At 55.0% G+C, this 18,547-nt stretch carries 10 protein-coding genes; 9 read left to right on the top strand and 1 reads right to left on the bottom strand.

All coding sequences use genetic code 11. The features are described from left to right. Positions 1-47 precede the first annotated feature (47 nt). From gltB (ACSF8W_RS18515) to ACSF8W_RS18480, 8 genes are all read left to right on the top strand, one after another. Complete coding sequence (gltB, locus tag ACSF8W_RS18515) at positions 48-4,595, top strand: glutamate synthase large subunit (protein ID WP_500848641.1); 4,548 nt, start codon at positions 48-50, stop codon at positions 4,593-4,595. Further along, entirely contained in the window at positions 4,588-6,060 is a 1,473-nt protein-coding gene (locus tag ACSF8W_RS18510) for a glutamate synthase subunit beta (RefSeq protein WP_500848640.1), read from the top strand. The genes gltB (ACSF8W_RS18515) and ACSF8W_RS18510 overlap by 8 nt, the downstream gene beginning before the upstream one ends. 448 nt (positions 6,061-6,508) lie before the next feature. Further along, positions 6,509-10,972, top strand: a complete 4,464-nt coding sequence (gene gltB / locus ACSF8W_RS18505; RefSeq protein ID WP_500848639.1) for a glutamate synthase large subunit — start codon at positions 6,509-6,511, stop codon at positions 10,970-10,972. Positions 10,973-10,984: 12 nt separating this feature from the next. Then, positions 10,985-12,397 carry an FAD-dependent oxidoreductase gene (locus tag ACSF8W_RS18500; protein WP_500848638.1) on the top strand — a complete coding sequence of 471 codons (1,413 nt, stop codon included), beginning with the start codon at positions 10,985-10,987 and terminating at the stop codon, positions 12,395-12,397. Between the two features lie 108 nt (positions 12,398-12,505). Beyond that, complete coding sequence (gene mtnN / locus ACSF8W_RS18495) at positions 12,506-13,204, top strand: 5'-methylthioadenosine/S-adenosylhomocysteine nucleosidase (protein WP_500848637.1); 699 nt, start codon at positions 12,506-12,508, stop codon at positions 13,202-13,204. Continuing rightward, positions 13,204-14,160 (top strand): cobalamin biosynthesis family protein, encoded by a 957-nt coding sequence (locus ACSF8W_RS18490; RefSeq protein WP_500848636.1) that lies wholly within the window; start codon positions 13,204-13,206, stop codon positions 14,158-14,160. The genes mtnN and ACSF8W_RS18490 overlap by 1 nt, the downstream gene beginning before the upstream one ends. 38 nt (positions 14,161-14,198) lie before the next feature. Next, positions 14,199-15,005 (top strand): vitamin B12 ABC transporter substrate-binding protein BtuF, encoded by an 807-nt coding sequence (gene btuF / locus ACSF8W_RS18485; RefSeq protein ID WP_500848757.1) that lies wholly within the window; start codon positions 14,199-14,201, stop codon positions 15,003-15,005. A gap of 117 nt (positions 15,006-15,122) precedes the next feature. Beyond that, on the top strand, positions 15,123-15,737 hold the full coding sequence (locus ACSF8W_RS18480) for a TRIC cation channel family protein (protein WP_500848635.1): 615 nt from the start codon (positions 15,123-15,125) through the stop codon (positions 15,735-15,737). Positions 15,738-15,852: 115 nt separating this feature from the next. Here ACSF8W_RS18480 and tyrS read toward each other — a convergent pair whose 3' ends face one another. Beyond that, the gene (gene tyrS / locus ACSF8W_RS18475) at positions 15,853-17,040 is read right to left on the bottom strand and encodes a tyrosine--tRNA ligase (protein ID WP_500848634.1); all 1,188 of its coding nucleotides are present in this window, start codon (positions 17,038-17,040) and stop codon (positions 15,853-15,855) included. 127 nt (positions 17,041-17,167) lie between these two features. On the opposite strand from tyrS, the gene shyC reads away from it, so the two are divergent. Then, positions 17,168-18,502, top strand: a complete 1,335-nt coding sequence (gene shyC, locus ACSF8W_RS18470) for a peptidoglycan DD-endopeptidase ShyC (protein ID WP_500848633.1) — start codon at positions 17,168-17,170, stop codon at positions 18,500-18,502. Positions 18,503-18,547 lie beyond the last annotated feature (45 nt).

Below are 18,547 nucleotides of genomic sequence, written 5' to 3'. Positions count from 1 at the left end.
ACTCAGGCGCGTGGATTGTTGCCTGTTGAAACTGGAAGGAAGTATCTATGACAGATCAAGAGCTGAATGCTCAGGGACTTTATGTGCCTGAACTGGAGCACGATGCCTGTGGCATCGGCTTTGTGGCCCATTTAAAGAACCGTAAATCCCACGACATAGTCACCCAAGCCCTTGATATGCTTGCGCGAATGGAACACCGCGGTGGTCAAGGCTGCGATCCATGCAGTGGTGATGGTGCCGGTATTCTCCTACAGAAACCGCATGAATTCCTGCTAGAGGAAACCGTTAAACTGGGTATTCGCTTGCCGGCCTTCAGCCAATACGGTGTCGGTGTCGTACTGTTCCCTAAAGACGAATACAAACGTCAGCAGTGCCGCGATATCCTTGAACGCAATGCCAAACGCCTCGATCTCGACGTCATTGGCTACCGTGTACTCCCGGTCGACAACTCCATGATTGGGGAAGATCCGCTCAGCACCGAACCACAGTTCGAACATGTCTTCATCAGCGGCGGTCCTAACCTTGATCCCGCGGTATTAGAACGCAAACTGTACGTCTTGCGTAACTACACCGTGCGCGTATGCCTTGAGAGCGTGTCGAACATCGGTGATGACTTCTACATCAACTCACTGTCATACAAAACCTTGGTCTACAAAGGCCAGCTCACTACCGAGCAGGTACCGCAATACTTCCTCGATTTGCAAAATCCGAGCATGGTCACGGCGCTGGCACTTGTCCACTCCCGTTTTTCGACCAACACCTTCCCACGTTGGCGCTTGGCCCAGCCTTTCCGTTACATCGCGCACAACGGTGAAATTAATACCGTTCGTGGCAACCTGAACTGGATGAAAGCGCGTGAAGCGATTTTAGAATCCGATCTGTTCAGCCAGCAAGAAATCGACATGCTGTTGCCGATCTGTCAGGAAGGCAGCTCCGACTCCTCCAACTTCGACATGGCACTTGAGCTATTAGTGCTGTCAGGCCGTAGCCTGCCGCATGCGCTGATGATGCTGATCCCCGAAGCATGGCAAGAAAACACCAGCATGGATCCGAAACGCCGTGCCTTCTACCAGTACCATGCTAACGTGATGGAACCGTGGGATGGCCCAGCCTCCGTCTGTTTCACCGATGGCGTACAAGTGGGGGCAACCCTTGACCGTAACGGTCTGCGCCCTTCCCGCTATACCGTAACCAAAGATGATTTCTTGATCATGGCATCGGAATCTGGCGTGGTCGAAATTGCCCCTGAAAACGTCCAGTTCCGTGGCCGTTTGCAACCAGGCCGAATCTTTGTTGCCGATCTGGAGCAAGGTCGCATCATCTCTGACGAAGAAGTCAAAGACAGCATCGCAACCGCGCAGCCGTATGAGCAGTGGGTAAAAGACAACCTGCTGACACTCAAGTCGCTACCAGATGCTGACAACATGCACCACCAGCCAACACCAGAACGTTTGTTGCATCATCAACAAGCCTTCGGTGTCAGCTCGGAAGAAGTGAACGAAATTATCGTCCCGCTAGCCAAAACCGGTTATGAACCGTTAAGTGCCATGGGGGCCGACTGGCCATTGGCCGTGCTGTCTCACCAGTCACAGCACCTGTCTAACTACTTCAAGCAGCTGTTTGCGCAGGTCACCAACCCACCGATCGACCCGATCCGTGAGCGCATGGTGATGTCACTCAACACCTACTTGGGTAAAGATCAGAACCTGCTGACCGAAACCCCTGAGCACTGCCAAAAGGTTGAGCTGGAATCGCCGGTTCTGTCAAATGCCGAGCTGGAAAAACTGCGCGCCATCGACAACGAGCACCTGCAAGCCAAGACACTGGATATCGTGTTCCGTGCCAGCGGTGAAGCCGGCAAGCTCGAGCGTGCGCTCAAGCGTATCTGTCAGTACTCCGAAGATGCCGTGAACGACGGCTACTCAATCATTATCCTGACAGACCGTGCGGTAAACTCTAACCATGCGGCCATTCCCGCGATGCTGGCAGTCGGCGCGGTACACCACCACCTGATCCGCAAAGGCCTACGTGCCAAGTGTGACATCGTGGTTGAAACCGGTGATGCCCGCGAAACGCACCACTTTGCCACCTTGGTGGGCTACGGTGCCAACGCGGTTAACCCATACTTGGTGACCGAAACACTGGTCGACTTGCAGAAGAAACGCAAGCTTGACCCAGAGTTGTCGACTGATGCGCTGTTCAATAACTACCGTAAAGGCGTGAACGGCGGCCTGCTGAAAATCTTCTCGAAGATGGGCATTTCCACCCTGCAGTCATACCATGGCGCGCAAATTTTTGAAGCCTTGGGGATCAGCAAAGCCGTGGTCGACAAGTACTTCACCGGTACCGTCTCGCGTATTCAGGGCCTGACCATCGATGACATCGCCAAAGAAGTGTTGATCCGTCACCGTACCGGTTACCCGACCCGTGAAATTCCGGTTCAAATGCTCGATGTCGGCGGCGTATATCAGTGGAAACAGCGTGGTGAAAAGCACCTGTTCAACCCTGAAACGATCTCGTTATTGCAACAATCGACCCGCGAAAAAGATTACGACCAATTCAAGCAATACTGCCATGCCGTGGATTCGCAAGGTGACGATGCGGCCACACTGCGTAGCCAGCTTGAGTTCATTAAAAACCCAGCCGGCTCAATTCCACTGGACGAGGTGGAGCCGATTGAAAGTATTCTCAAGCGTTTTGCAACCGGTGCCATGAGCTTTGGTTCGATCTCGTACGAAGCGCACTCCACGCTTGCCGTGGCCATGAACCGCATTGGCGCGAAATCGAACTCCGGTGAAGGCGGTGAAGACCCAATCCGCTTTGAGAAAAAAGACAACGGTGACTGGGAGCGTTCTGCCATCAAACAGGTGGCCTCAGGCCGCTTCGGTGTGACCTCTTACTACCTCACCAACGCCGATGAGATCCAAATCAAAATGGCGCAAGGCGCGAAGCCGGGTGAAGGCGGTCAGCTACCGGGTGACAAAGTCGATGACTGGATCGGGGCAACCCGTCACTCCACCCCGGGGGTCGGGCTGATTTCACCACCGCCGCACCACGACATTTACTCGATCGAAGATTTGGCCCAGCTGATCTACGATCTGAAAAATGCGAACCGTGCTGGCCGCGTTAACGTGAAGCTGGTATCCGAAGCCGGTGTCGGCACCATCGCCTCCGGTGTGGCCAAAGCCAAAGCGGATGTTGTTTTGATCGCCGGTTTCGATGGCGGTACCGGTGCCTCGCCAATGTCCTCTATCCGTCACACGGGTCTACCGTGGGAGCTGGGCTTGGCCGAAACGCACCAGACATTGCTGAAAAACGGCCTGCGTAACCGTATCGTTGTGCAGTCTGATGGCCAGATGAAAACCCCGCGTGACCTTGCGGTTGCGACCCTGTTGGGTGCTGAGGAATGGGGTGTCGCCACCGCCGCCTTGGTCGTGGAAGGCTGTATCATGATGCGTAAGTGTCACAAGAATACCTGTCCTGTCGGCATCGCGACCCAGAACAAGACCCTGCGTGAGCGTTTCGACGGCCGCGTGGATGACGTCGTCACCTTCTTCCAATACATGGCTGAAGGTCTGCGTGAAATCATGGCAGAGTTGGGCTTTAGCACCATTGATGAGATGGTCGGCCAATCGAAGAAACTGAAAATCCGTGATGATATCGGCCACTGGAAGTACAAGAACCTGGATCTCAGCCCAGTACTCTTTGTTGAGCCTGCGCGTGACGAAGATGGCGTATACAACCAGCGCGAGCAAGATCATAACTTGGAAAACGTGCTTGACCGTCAGTTGATCAAAGCCGCGGCCCCTGCTCTGTATGAAGGCAAAGCCGTGAATGCCGAATTCAACATTATCAACACTGACCGCAGCGCCGGCACCATGCTGTCTAACGAGATCTCGAAGATCTACAAAGACAATGGCCTGCCACAGCCAATGACCGTGAAGTTCAAAGGCTCAGCAGGACAAAGCTTCGGTGCCTTCCTGAGTAAAGGCGTACACTTTGAAGTCGAAGGCGATGCCAACGACTATTGGGGTAAAGGCCTGTCGGGCGGTACCTTAGTACTCTACCCGGATGCCCAGTCTGACATCGTACCGGAAGACAACATCGTGGTGGGTAACGTCTGTTTCTACGGCGCGACCTCCGGTGAGTCTTACATTCGTGGCCTCGCCGGTGAGCGCTTCTGTGTGCGTAACTCGGGTGCCAAAGTGGTCGTCGAAGGGATCGGTGATCACGGGTGTGAATATATGACCGGTGGCGTGGCGATCATTCTCGGTCAAACCGGCCGTAACTTTGCCGCGGGCATGAGTGGCGGTGTCGCGTATGTCTGGGATCAGTTCCAAGACTTTGAAACCAAACTCAACCCAGAGCTGGTGGACTTGGACCCGATCGAACAAGAAGATCGCGAGCTCGTACACGCGATGCTCAACAAGCACGCAGCCCTTACCGGCAGTACGGTGGCGCAAACTTTCCTCGACAACTTTGAAGCAAACCTTCAGAGCCTCGTGAAAGTGATGCCAAGGGATTACAAGGCCGTACTACAGAAGCGTAAAGCGGAAGCAGAAAACAAGGAAGAGTTGGAGGCCGTCAATGGGTAAGCCTACAGGATTTTTAGAATTTGGCCGTGAACTGCCAAAGAAGCTGGATCCCAGCGTACGTATTCAGGATAACAAAGAGTTTGTTCTGAACACCGAGTTCGGTGACAAGATCAACACACAGGCATCACGCTGCATGGATTGTGGTGTCCCGTTCTGTCACAACGCCTGTCCGATCGGCAACATCATTCCTGAGTTTAATGATGCGGTCTACCGTGACAGCTGGGAAGAAGCGTGGAACATTTTGAGTTCCACTAATAACTTCCCGGAATTTACCGGCCGCGTATGCCCTGCGCCGTGTGAAAGTGGCTGTGTGCTCGGGATCAATCAAGACCCGATCACCATCTGTAACATTGAAAAAACCATCGTGGAAACGGCGTACCGTGAAGGCTACGCCAAGCCGAAATCGCCACGTTCTCGCACCGGTAAAACCGTGGCGATCATCGGTTCAGGCCCCGCCGGGCTGGCGGCGGCAGAGCAGCTCAACAGCGCCGGTCACACCGTGACCGTGTTTGAGCGTGACGAGAAAGTCGGGGGATTGCTGCGTTTTGGTATCCCGGATTTCAAACTCGGCATGGACATCATTGATCGTAAAATCGACCTCATGGCAGCGGCTGGCGTACAGTTTGAAGTGAATGCCCACGTGGGTGTGAACATCAATGCCCGTCAACTTCGTCAGGACTTTGATGTGGTACTGCTAACGGGCGGCTCAACGGTGCCGCGTAACCTGCCGATCCCGGGCCGTGAGCTCAAGGGCGTGCATTTTGCGATGGAATTCCTCGCACAGAACAACCGCCGCGCCAACGACATGGATCTGAAAACAGACGAAATCCATGCCAACGGCAAGCACGTGGTGGTGATTGGGGGCGGTGATACCGGCTCTGACTGTGTCGGTACCTCGAACCGTCACGGTGCCACCAGCATCACACAAGTCGAAATCATGCCGATCCCACCGGAAAAGCGTCCAGTGAATCAGCCTTGGCCGTCATACCCGATGATCATGAAAACCTCGACCTCGCACGAGGAAGGGTGTGAGCGTCACTGGAATATTCTGACCAAGGAATTCATCGGCGATGAAGACGGTAACGTGAAAGCGTTGCGTATTGCCGATATTCAGTGGAATGAGGCTGCACCGGGCGAGCGTCCAGGGTTTACCGAAGTGGCGGGCTCTGAGCGTATCATTCCGTGTGATTTGGCCTTCTTGGCCATGGGCTTCCTGCACCCAGAGCCAACGGGCGTCTTGGCGCAGTTGGATATCGCGCTGGATGACCGCGGTAATGTCGCGACCACCGGCTTTGCCACCAACCAGAAAGGCGTGTTTGCCGCCGGTGATATGCGTACTGGCCAGTCATTGGTCGTACGTTGTATCAACGAAGGCCGTGAATGTGCCCGTGATATCGATGCCTTCTTGATGGGGAATACCCACCTTGAAGCCAAAGCCGATTCACTGATGCTGTCTAATGCCTAATCGCTGCCATTAGCATCGCTCGCGCACAAGCCGTCGAGCATGACATTCTCAAAACCGACTCACTGAGTCGGTTTTTTTTCGCTTCCACCTCCCATCCCGCCGCATTTCACCGCCATACTTAGCGGTACTGTCTGTTATCCGCGGGGAAAAAATCACCTTTTTCGTCCTCTGCGTTCAACGTATTGAGTCACACCTTTACGACACAAACATCAATACTGCATCAATTCCGCATTAGTGGACTGATGATTATTTGACCTTTTTGTAAATAGTGTTTAACGTAAAAAACGCTAAATGCCGCGGTATGCCCGTACGCCGCTGACCTTTTCCCGCCTGCGCCACTGGCAGGCCACTCGGGTTCAGCGAGGGAGTATGACCGACGCGCGCACTGCGAGGATGGCTGCAACAACAGCCACACTGCTTGAGTGAAGCAGACGCCAGGGAGAGTTTCATGACACTGTATGATCCCACTCGGGAAAAAGATAATTGTGGTTTCGGCTTAATTGCCCACATTGAAGGCGAAACCAGCCACAAGCTTGTTCGCACCGCCATTTCCGCCCTTGATCGCATGACCCACCGCGGCGGGATCGCCGCCGACGGCAAAACCGGTGATGGCTGTGGCTTATTGATGAAAAAGCCGGATCGCTTCTACCGCATCGTCGCCGAAGAAAAAGGCTGGAAACTGTCACGCGAGTTTGCGGTCGGGATGATCTTTCTGAGTCAAGATCCCGTGCTCGCCGAACAAGCCCGCACGGTCATTCAAGAGGAATTGGCGAAAGAAACCCTGTCGCTGGTGGGCTGGCGAGAAGTGCCCATCACGCCCAGCGTGCTGGGTCCGATTGCAGCGGATACGCTCCCCAATATCGAACACGTGTTCATCAATGCGCCCGCTGGCTGGAAGCCTCGAGATATCGACCGTCGACTGTATATCGCCCGCCGCCGGATCGAAAAACGTATCTCACGCGACCCCGACTTCTATATCTGTAGCCTCTCCACCCAAGTGACGGTCTACAAAGGGCTGTGCATGCCCGCTGACTTACCGCGTTTTTACTGTGATTTAGGCGACATTCGCCTCGAGTCGTCCATTTGTTTGTTCCACCAGCGTTTTTCCACCAACACCCAACCCCGCTGGCCACTCGCCCAACCGTTCCGCTATCTCGCCCACAACGGGGAGATCAATACCATTGCCGGTAACCGCCAATGGGCACGAGGCCGCGCGTACAAGTTTGCCTCGCCACTGCTGCCGGATCTGCAAACCGCCGCCCCATTCGTCAATGAAACCGGCTCTGATTCCTCCAGCCTCGATAACATGCTGGAACTGTTTTTAGCTGGCGGCATGGATTTATTCCGTGCCATGCGCATGCTGGTGCCGCCCGCATGGCAGAACCACCCCGACATGGATCCAAGCCTGCGTGCCTTTTATGATTTCAATTCCATGCACATGGAACCGTGGGATGGCCCCGCCGGGATTGTAATGTCAGATGGCCGCTATGCCGCCTGTAACCTCGACCGCAATGGCCTGCGGCCGGCCCGTTATGTGATCACCAAAGATAAGCTGATCACCCTCGCCTCCGAGATCGGTATTTGGGACTACGGCCCGGATGAAGTGGCCGAAAAAGGCCGTGTCGGCCCCGGTGAATTACTGGTGATCGACACCAAGTTCGGCAAAATCTGGCACTCTGCCGACATTGATCACGAACTCATGGGTCGCCATCCGTATAAAGAATGGCTCGACAGCCACGTGAAACGTCTGATCCCGTTTGAAGACTTGGGCAGTGATCAGGTAGGCAGCCGCTCGTTCACCGATACCGAGCTCAGCACCTACCAAAAACTGTTCGCGATGAACCGCGAAGAAGTCGAACAGGTGCTGCAAGTGATGGGCGAGAATGGCCAAGAAGCCACGGGATCCATGGGGGATGATGCACCGATGGCGGTACTGTCTTCCAAAGAACGCGCTGTCACTGATTACTTCCGTCAAATGTTCGCACAAGTCACCAACCCGCCGATTGATCCGTTGCGGGAAAAACACGTGATGTCACTGGCCACCTGTATCGGTCGGGAAATGAATGTGTTCTGCGAAACCGACGGCCATGCCTACCGCGTGGCGTTTGCCTCGCCGGTACTGCTGTACTCGGATTTGGTGCAGCTGCTCGAGCTGGACGATCAGTACTACCGTAACAGCATTCTGGATATCAACTATTCGCCAGCCGACAAAGGGCTAGAACAAGCCATTGTTGACCTGTGCGACCAAGCCGAACGACTGGTGCGCGGCGGTACCGTGTTATTGGTCCTGTCCGATCGCGGCATCGATCCCGACAAACTGCCCATACCTGCCGCCATGGCGGTCGGCGCCGTACAGCAGCGACTGGTCAACACCAACCTGCGTTGCGATGCCAACATCGTGATCGAAACCGGCACGGCACGGGATCCGCACCACTTTGCGGTATTACTCGGCTTCGGCGCCACCGCGGTCTATCCGTACCTCGCGTATGAGTCACTCGGCAAGTTGGTCGACAGCGGTGCCATCACCCAGCCCTACCGGGATGTGATGGTGAATTTCCGCAACGGCATTAACAAAGGCTTGTTTAAAATCATGTCTAAGATGGGGATTTCCACCATCGCCTCCTACCGTTGCGCCATGCTGTTTGAAGCAGTCGGTTTACATGATGACGTGGTAGACCTCTGCTTTAACGGGGTCGCCAGCCGCATCCAAGGGGCGGACTTTGCCGACTTCCAGCAAGACTTAATTAACCTGTCGCGCAAAGCGTGGCTCAAACGCAAACCGATCGATCACGGCGGCCTGCTCAAGTATGTGCACGGCGGTGAGTTCCATGCCTATAACCCCGACGTGGTCACCACCTTGCAACGGGCGGTGAAATCCGGTGAGTATCAGGATTACTTACGCTTTGCCGACCAGGTCAATACGCGTCCGGTCGCCGCCATCCGGGATTTGATGCGACTAAAAAGCGACACGTCACCGATTGCCATTGAGCAAGTGGAAGCCGCTACCGAGCTGTACAAACGCTTTGACTCTGCCGCCATGTCCATTGGCGCGTTAAGCCCCGAAGCCCATGAAGCCCTCGCCATTGCCATGAACCGCTTAGGCGGCTTTTCCAACTCTGGCGAAGGCGGGGAAGATCCGCGACGCTTCAACAGCGAGCGTAATTCGCGCATCAAGCAGGTGGCATCCGGCCGATTTGGCGTGACACCGCATTACTTGGTCAATGCCGATGTCATTCAAATCAAAGTCGCCCAAGGCGCCAAGCCCGGTGAAGGCGGTCAGCTGCCCGGCCACAAAGTCACCACAGAAATCGCCAAACTGCGCTATGCCGTGCCGGGCGTCACCTTGATCTCGCCGCCACCGCACCATGACATTTACTCGATTGAAGACTTGGCCCAGCTGATCTTCGATCTCAAACAAATCAACCCGGACGCCATGGTGTCGGTCAAACTGGTGTCCGAGCCCGGTGTCGGCACGATTGCAACCGGCGTGGCCAAAGCCTATGCCGATCTGATCACCATCTCCGGTTATGACGGCGGCACCGGCGCCAGCCCGCTGACCTCAGTGAAATACGCCGGCAGCCCGTGGGAATTAGGCCTGGCCGAAACCCAACAAGCACTGGTCGCCAACGGCCTGCGCCACAAGATCCGCCTGCAAGTGGATGGCGGACTCAAAACCGGTTTGGACGTGGTCAAAGCCGCGATCCTCGGCGCGGAAAGCTTCGGCTTTGGCACCGCCCCCATGGTCGCACTGGGCTGTAAGTACCTGCGTATTTGTCATTTAAACAACTGTGCAACCGGGGTCGCGACCCAAGATGACACCTTGCGCCGCGAGTTCTTCAAAGGCTTGCCGGAACAAGTGATGAATTACTTCATCGGGTTAGGGCAAGAAGTCCGGGCGCTGTTAGCCCAACTCGGGGTGGAAAAACTCACCGATCTGATCGGGCGCACCGATTTACTGGACGTGATTGACGGCTACACTGCCAAGCAAAGCAAACTGGATCTGTCACCGATACTCGCCACCGTCGCCTCACCCGGCGGCCACACCTTGTATTGCAGTGAAGCCAATACCCCGTTCGATCCGGCCATGCTCAACGCTGAACTGTTGGATGCCGCGCTGCCTGCCATCGCCTCGCGCCGCGGCGCGAGGGTGCACAAGACGATTCGCAACACCGACCGCTCGGTGGGGGCTCGCTTGTCCGGTGAAATAGCCAAGCGTTACGGCAACCAAGGCATGGCGGCCTCCCCGATTGAGCTGCACCTGACCGGCACCGCCGGCCAGTCGTTTGGCGTCTGGAACGCGGGCGGCTTGCATTTGCACTTAACCGGCGATGCCAATGACTACGTCGGCAAAGGCATGACGGGCGGGAAAATCGTGATCCGTCCGCCACAAGGTTCTGCCTTTGCCTCCAGCGAGGCCACCATCATGGGCAACACCTGCCTGTATGGGGCGACTGGCGGCAAATTGTTCGCGGCCGGTAAAGCCGGTGAACGTTTTGCGGTACGTAACTCGGGCACCATTGCCGTGATTGAAGGCGCAGGGGATAACGCCTGTGAATACATGACCGGCGGCATTGTCGCGATTTTGGGGAAAACCGGCGTGAACTTTGGCGCCGGCATGACAGGCGGCTTTGCCTATATTCTGGATGAGGATGGCGACTTTATCGGCCGTGTGAATCCGGAGTTAGTGGAAGCGGTGCCATTGACCGATCTGCCGATCCATCAGGAACACCTGCGGGGCCTGATTGATCAGCATTTGGCCCTGACCGGTTCCGATCGGGCGCAGGCGATTTTGGCGGACTTCGACCGTTGGATCCCGCAGTTCTATTTGGCCAAACCCCAATCAGCCGATGTGAATACCCTGCTCGGCCACCAAAGTCGCTCAGCCGCCGAGCTGCGCGTGCAAGCACAATAGGAAGGGACACCGATGAGCCAAAACATATACCAATTTATTGATGTGGCACGGATTGACCCACCGAAGAAGCCACTGAACGTCCGTAAAATTGAGTTCGTGGAAATCTACGAACCGTTCACCAAGCAGCAAGCCCGCGCCCAAGCGGATCGCTGTTTAGACTGTGGTAATCCCTATTGTGAGTGGAAATGTCCGGTACACAACTACATTCCACAATGGCTGAAACTGGCCAATGAAGGGCGGATATTGGAAGCAGTCGAGCTGTCGCACCAAACCAATACCCTGCCGGAAGTGTGTGGTCGCGTGTGCCCGCAAGATCGCTTGTGTGAAGGGGCGTGCACCCTGAATGACGACTTCGGGGCTGTCACCATCGGTAACGTAGAAAAATACATCACCGATCAGGCGCTCAAAATGGGTTGGAAGCCCGACATGTCACACGTGGAGTGGACCGATAAGAAAGTGGCGATCATCGGGGCGGGGCCTGCGGGCCTGTCTTGCGCCGATGTTCTGGTGCGCAACGGGGTCAAACCCGTGGTATTTGATCGTTATCCGGAAATCGGCGGCCTGCTGACCTTCGGCATTCCGTCATTCAAATTGGAAAAAGACGTGATGGTCCACCGTCGTCATCTCTTCACTGAAATGGGCGTCGAGTTTCGCCTCAACACCGATGTCGGCAAAGACATTCCCATGGAAACGTTACTCGCTGAGTATGATGCCGTCTTCTTGGGGGTTGGCACCTACCAAAACATGCGCGCCGGACTGACCAATGAAGATGCGCCCGGCGTCTACGATGCCCTACCGTATTTGATTTCCAATACTTATCAGGTGATGGATCTCAGCGGCGATCAGCCTTTCATTGATATGCAGGGCAAACGGGTAGTGGTACTCGGTGGCGGGGACACGGCAATGGACTGTGTCCGCACCGCCGTGCGTCAAGGCGCGCAGCACGTGACCTGTGCGTATCGCCGCGATGAAGCCAACATGCCGGGTTCGAAACGGGAAGTAAAAAACGCCCGCGAGGAAGGCGTGCATTTCCAGTTCAACCTGCAGCCGATTGATTTAACGGTGGATGAGCATGGTCACATCAATGGCGTCACCGTGGTCAAGACTGCCCTCGGCGAACCGGATGATGCCGGCCGTCGACGCCCTGAACCCGTCGCGGGCAGTGAGCATGTGCTCGCCGCCGATGCGGTGATCATGGCCTTTGGTTTCCAGCCTCACCCTATGCCGTGGCTACAGGCCTTTGATGTTGAATTGGATAACTGGGGCCGGATCAAAGCGCCAGCAGACAGCACGTTCGCCTTCCAGACCACCCACCCGCAGATCTTTGCTGGCGGGGATGCCGTGCGCGGCTCGGATCTGGTTGTTACCGCCATCGACGAAGGCCGCCGTGCTGCTGAGGGGATATTGGATTACCTCCATGTCTGATCGCATACCGCGGACTTGGTAATATTCGCCTCCCTCATGCTACAATCGCCCCATCAATAAGGCGTCCTTCTCGGACGCCTTCATTCACCCAATAAAGAGATCCTACTGATGAAAATCGGCATTATCGGCGCGATGGAACAAGAAGTTGCCATCCTAAAAGATCAACTGGCTAACTGTGAAATGCACGCAAAAGCAGGTTGTACGTTCTACACCGGTACCCTAAACGGTGCTGACGTGGTGTTGCTACAATCAGGCATTGGTAAAGTGGCGGCCGCGGTGGGCACCGCGGTATTGCTCGAAATCTTCCAGCCAGACGTTGTCCTAAACACCGGCTCTGCGGGCGGTTTTGACAGCAGCCTGAACGTGGGTGATGTGGTGATTTCGACTGAAGTTCGCTACCACGATGCAGACGTAACCGCATTTGGTTACGAAATGGGTCAGATGGCACAACAGCCAGCCGCCTTCATTTCTGATGCAAACCTGATGGACGTGGCAGAAAAAGCACTGGCAACCATGGGCGAGATGCACGCGGTACGCGGCCTGATCTGCACCGGCGATGCGTTCGTTTGTTCAGCAGAGAAGCAAAACTTCATCCGTGAACACTTCCCAACCGTGATCGCGGTAGAAATGGAAGCCGCTGCCATTGCGCAAGCGTGTCACCAGTTCAACGTACCGTTTGTGGTTGTTCGTGCGATTTCTGACGTGGCAGACAAAGAGTCACCAATGAGCTTTGACGAATTCCTACCATTGGCGGCAAAGAGCTCGTCAGTGATGGTCGCGAAAATGGTTGAGCTACTAAACGCCTAATGAACGACGCCATTGCACTGCTCACCGGCAACACCGCTTTATTTGCGATGGCAGGTGCACTTGCCTTGCAATGGCTGTTACCGATCCCTGCCGCTCTGCATCCCTTAGGGATCTGGCGGCAGTTATCCCTCCTGCTGGCCGATAAGGTCAATAACCCGCAGGACACCCCACGCCAACAAATGCAATCCGGCCTGCTTGCCGGCAGCCTGATGATCTTCACCGTCTTGATCATTTTGCTCTGCTTATACCAACTCGCGTGGTTTGATCTCCCCTTTCACCTGATTTTACTCTGGCTTGCTCTCGACTGGCGTACCACGGCCCAGTTTAGCAAGCAGTTCATTACGGCCTACCAGCACGAAGATAAACCGCGCTGCCGCCACTTACTGGCGGAACGGCTCAATCGCCACACCGATAACCTGTCCCTGCTGGGATTGGGCAAGGCTGGTGCGGAAACCCAGTTACTGGCCTACGGTCGCTTAGTCGCGGGCGTGCTGTTTTGGTACGGCTTAACCGGTGGCATTGGCGCCCTGGTCTATCGTTTATTGATCAGCTTGGCGCGTACCTGGTCCCCCAGCCGCCAACGTTATCAGCACTTTGGTCGCCCGTTGGTGATCCTGCTCGCCATCATGGACATCGTGCCATTGCGCCTGTTTGCCGTATTCATCAGTCTCGGGCGCAACGGCAAAGCCGCCCTGAAAGGGTTGGCACAATGCGGTGAGCAATGGCAACTGCCCGGCCCCGGCTGGCTGTTAACGGCCACAGGCCACAAATATTCCCTGTCGCTGGGTGGACCGGCGATCTACGACAACATCAAAATGGACCGGCCCCGGATAGGCGGCAAGATTGCCCCTGCCGCGTTGCACTTGGCACAAATTGACAGGCTGGTGCAACACCGTCTGTGGATTTGGGTTGGCGTGCAGGGCCTTTTACTCGTTTTATTTCAAGGAACTGTGTAGTGCGCGTTGTGATCTTCCTCGTGAGTGTTTTCTCTTTCATGGCTCAGGCGTTTGCTGCAACAGCGCAAGCAACCGACTTACCGCAGCGGATCATCAGCTTATCACCGCACACCACCGAGTTGGCGTACGCCGCGGGCTTGGGCGATAAACTGATCGCCGCCAGCGATTACAGTGACTACCCTGAACAAGCCAAACAGCTTGAGCGTGTCGCCAACTACCGTGGGATAAAACTCGAGCGTATCGTCGCCCTGAAGCCCGATCTGATCTTGGCGTGGAAAGGCGGCAATCCGGTACGTGAAATGGAGCGCCTCGAACAGCTGGGCTTTACCCTGTTCTACTCCAATCCCAAAACACTGGACGACATTCCGCGTACCGTCGAACAACTCGGCCAATATGCGGCATCACCGGATCACGCCCATCAGGTCGCAACGGATTTCCGCACCCGACTGGCCGCACTCCAACAAGATCGACAGGGCGAACGTCCGGTGAAGTACTTCTACCAATTGAGTGACAGTCCAATCATTACTGTGGCCAGCACCAGTTGGCCCAGCCAAGTCTTTACCCTGTGTGGCGGCGAAAACATTTTTGCCAACAGCCCAGCCGCCTACCCGCAAGTGTCGGTAGAACAAGTAATTGTGCGCCAGCCTGATGTGATTTTCGGCACCCCACACAGTGGCACCAATGTCGGTGTGTGGCAGCAATGGCAACAGCAGATCCCCGCTGTGGCCAACGGGCACCTGTATACCCTGACCGCCGACTGGCTCAATCGCCCGACGCCCCGTACGATCAACGCGGTCGAACAGGTGTGCGACTATCTTGATCAAGTCCGTCAGACCAGCCATTAACAGCCCCACAACATACACTGTGAGTCGTAGCACAATTCCGTTGCACCAAGTTGTAAGGCCGCCATTTACTCGTACAATCGGCGGCGATTTCTCAACTCTCTCGCTCAGGCAGGTATCATGACTCTCATCTATCTTCTCGATATGTTCGGCACGGCAGTGTTTGCCGCGTCCGGCGTATTATTGGCAGGCCGACTCCGCATGGATCCCTTCGGTGTCGTGGTACTGGCCAGCGTGACGGCCATTGGTGGCGGTACCATTCGTGATATGGCACTGGGTGCTACGCCCGTTTTTTGGATCACCGATACCACGTATCTGTGGGTGATCTTCGTGACGTGTTTGATCAGCATGATTGCCATTCGTCGTCCTCGCCAAATGCCGTGGTACATTTTGCCCGTGGCGGATGCCATCGGTTTGGCGGTGTTTGTCGCTATCGGGGTGGAAAAAGCCTTACGCTTTGGCGCGACGCCAATGGTCGCGGTGATCATGGGTGTGCTGACTGGCTGTGGTGGCGGGGTGATCCGCGATGTGCTGGCCCGTGAGATCCCGATGGTGTTACGTACCGAAGTGTACGCTACCGCCTGTATTCTTGGTGGTATCGTGCATACCACGGCATTGACGATGGATGTCGCAGCCTCGGTCGCAACCTTAGCAGGCATCATCACCACGTTGACAATTCGCTTGGCGGCGATCCGCTGGCACCTGTCACTACCGACATTTGCGCTGCGGAACTAGGTCAGCGCTTCGCTTAACGGCGCTGACAACACGCCAAACGCTACATAGCAAACGCTAAACGACAGGCACAAAAAAAGGCGCATCATGCGCCTTTTTTCTGTCTGACAGTCAGTGATTAGCTGATTGTCACGCGAGCAAACTTACGCTTACCTACTTGGTAGACGATCGTACCCGCCGCAGGCACCAACTTGGTGTCTTCCACTTTCTCGCCATCTTGCTTCACAGCGCCCTGACGGATCATACGCATCGCGTCAGAGGTTGAGTTCACAAGACCCGCTTCTTTTAGCAAGTTCGTGATCGCAATGCCGGCTTCAAACGTGAACTCTGGCATTTCATCAGGCATTGCGCCTTTCTGGAAACGGTTAATGAACTCTTGCTCAGCCGCATCCGCGTCCGCTTCTGTGTGGAAACGTGCGATGATTTCTTTCGCCAGTAGGATCTTAATGTCGCGCGGGTTCGTGCCGTTCGCCATGTCAGTCTTGAACTGCTCGATTTCTTCCAATGGACGGAAAGATAGCAGCTCGTAGTAGCTCCACATCAGATCATCAGAGATCGACATGATTTTACCGAACATATCGTTTGGCGCGTCAGAAATACCGATGTAGTTAAACGCCGACTTCGACATTTTCTTCACACCGTCCAAGCCCACGAGCAGTGGCATGGTCAGTACAACCTGTGGCTTCTGTCCGTGGGCTTTTTGCATTTCACGGCCCATCAGCAAGTTGAACTTCTGATCCGTACCGCCTAGCTCGACGTCCGTTTCCATCGCCACAGAGTCATAACCCTGAAGCAGTGGGTACATGAATTCGTGAATCGCGATTGGACGGCCTTCGCTGTAACGCTTTTTAAAGTCATCACGCTCAAGCATACGCGCCACAGTCTGGTTCGCCGCAAGACGGATCATGCCTTCTGCGCCCAGCTCAGAAAGCCACGTTGAGTTGAATGCAATCGTGGTTTTCGCGGGATCCAAGATCTTGAACACCTGTTCGGTGTACGTCTTGGCATTTTCAAGCACTTGTTCACGAGTCAACGGTGGACGCGTGGTGTTTTTACCGGTTGGATCACCCACCATCGCGGTGAAGTCACCGATCAGGAACGTCACTTCGTGACCCAGCTCTTGGAACGTACGCAGTTTGTTCATGATCACAGTGTGACCAAGATGGATATCAGGTGCTGTTGGATCGGCACCCAATTTAATACGTAGAGGACGGTTCTCTTTCAGTTTGGCAATAAGCTCATCTTCCGGAATCAGCTCATCCACACCGCGCTTAATTTCAGCTAATGCTTGTTCAATGCTGGCCATTCTTGTTCGCTCCCGCAGAATTGGCAAAAAAGTAATAATCGACAATCTTACTTGAATAGCGCTGTGTTTTGAAACCAGTTAAACTATGGCTCGTCTTATTTTTTCCGATTACGCAAAAAAATCACCCATGCCACTGACTATACTCCGCCAACTGCCAAGGATGCACCAGGTTCTCATTGGCGCCATAAGCACCCTTGTCGTATTACTGCTGTTTTGGCCTGGCGCGGAGCGCTCCAGTCACCCTGACCGTAAATTTGAAATCGGTAAACTCTATCCGCTCGATCTCGACTTACGTCCCGAGAGGGCAGAGACCAACCAATTACGCCCGATGGCCGGTGATGAAACCCCAGTTTTTCCCGCACTCACGTGGAAAGAACACACGGTTAAATCCGGTGAAAGCCTGGCTATCGTGTTTACCCGTGTAGGCCTGAGCCCCAATACCTTGTATCGCTTGGTGAATGCTGACGATGGCACCCGCAGCCTGACCAATTTACAGCCGGGTGATACGTTGCGTTTCGGTTTTGATGAAAACCACCAGCTCGTTCAGCTGACCCAACCACAAAGTGCGACCGAAACATTAGTCATCACCCGCACCGCTGACACCTTCTATTCCAAGCAAGAAAAAAAGAACGTCGACATTCAATTGAATGTGGCGCAGGCCGTGATCACATCCAGCTTTTGGAATGCAGCAGACAAAGCCGGGCTGACCGCCAATCAAATCATGAAGATTGCTGAGATCTTTGGTTGGGATATCGACTTTGCCTTGGATATTCGTGCCGGCGATCAGTTTTCGGTGCTGTATGAAGAGCAGTTAGTGGAAGGCGAGTCGATCGGTAGCGGAAACATTCTGGCCGCCACCTTCACCAACCTTGGCCAGACATTTACCGCCATCCGCAGTGACGACGGCAAATATTATGACGAAAACGGCAATGCGATGCGTAAAGCCTTCCTGCGCTCGCCGATCAACTTCCGTTACGTCAGCTCTAACTTCAACCCGCGCCGTTTGCATCCGGTCACAGGCCGTGTGCGCGCACACCGGGGGACCGATTACGTGGCGCCTGTGGGCACACCGATTTGGGCTGCAGGTGATGGTATCGTCGCGCAATCGGGTTACAACAAATTCAACGGTAACTACGTCTTTATTCGTCACACCGCGACCTACCTAACCAAGTACTTGCACATGACCAAGCGCATGGTGAAAACCGGACAACGCGTGAAACAAGGCCAAACCATCGGTACCTTAGGCGGTACTGGCCGCGTGACGGGACCGCATTTGCACTACGAATTCTTGGTTAACGGCACGCACCAGAACCCGCGTACCGTGAAATTGCCACAAGCCCAGTCACTTTCTGGCAAAGAGAAAGCGACCTTTAAGCGCATGGCAAAAGAGCGTTTATTGCAACTGCAGCAGTTCACGCAGTTCTTGGCGGACAACAGCCCGCTGCTGAATAACCGCAGTTAAGTTTTTCAGCAGGCAAACGCCAGACATAAAAAAGCCGCAATCTCG

This window comes from Photobacterium sp. 270122K, assembly GCF_059941365.1.
Note: the sequence above shows the minus strand (reverse complement) of the source record. Positions and strands in the feature narration are given on the sequence as shown.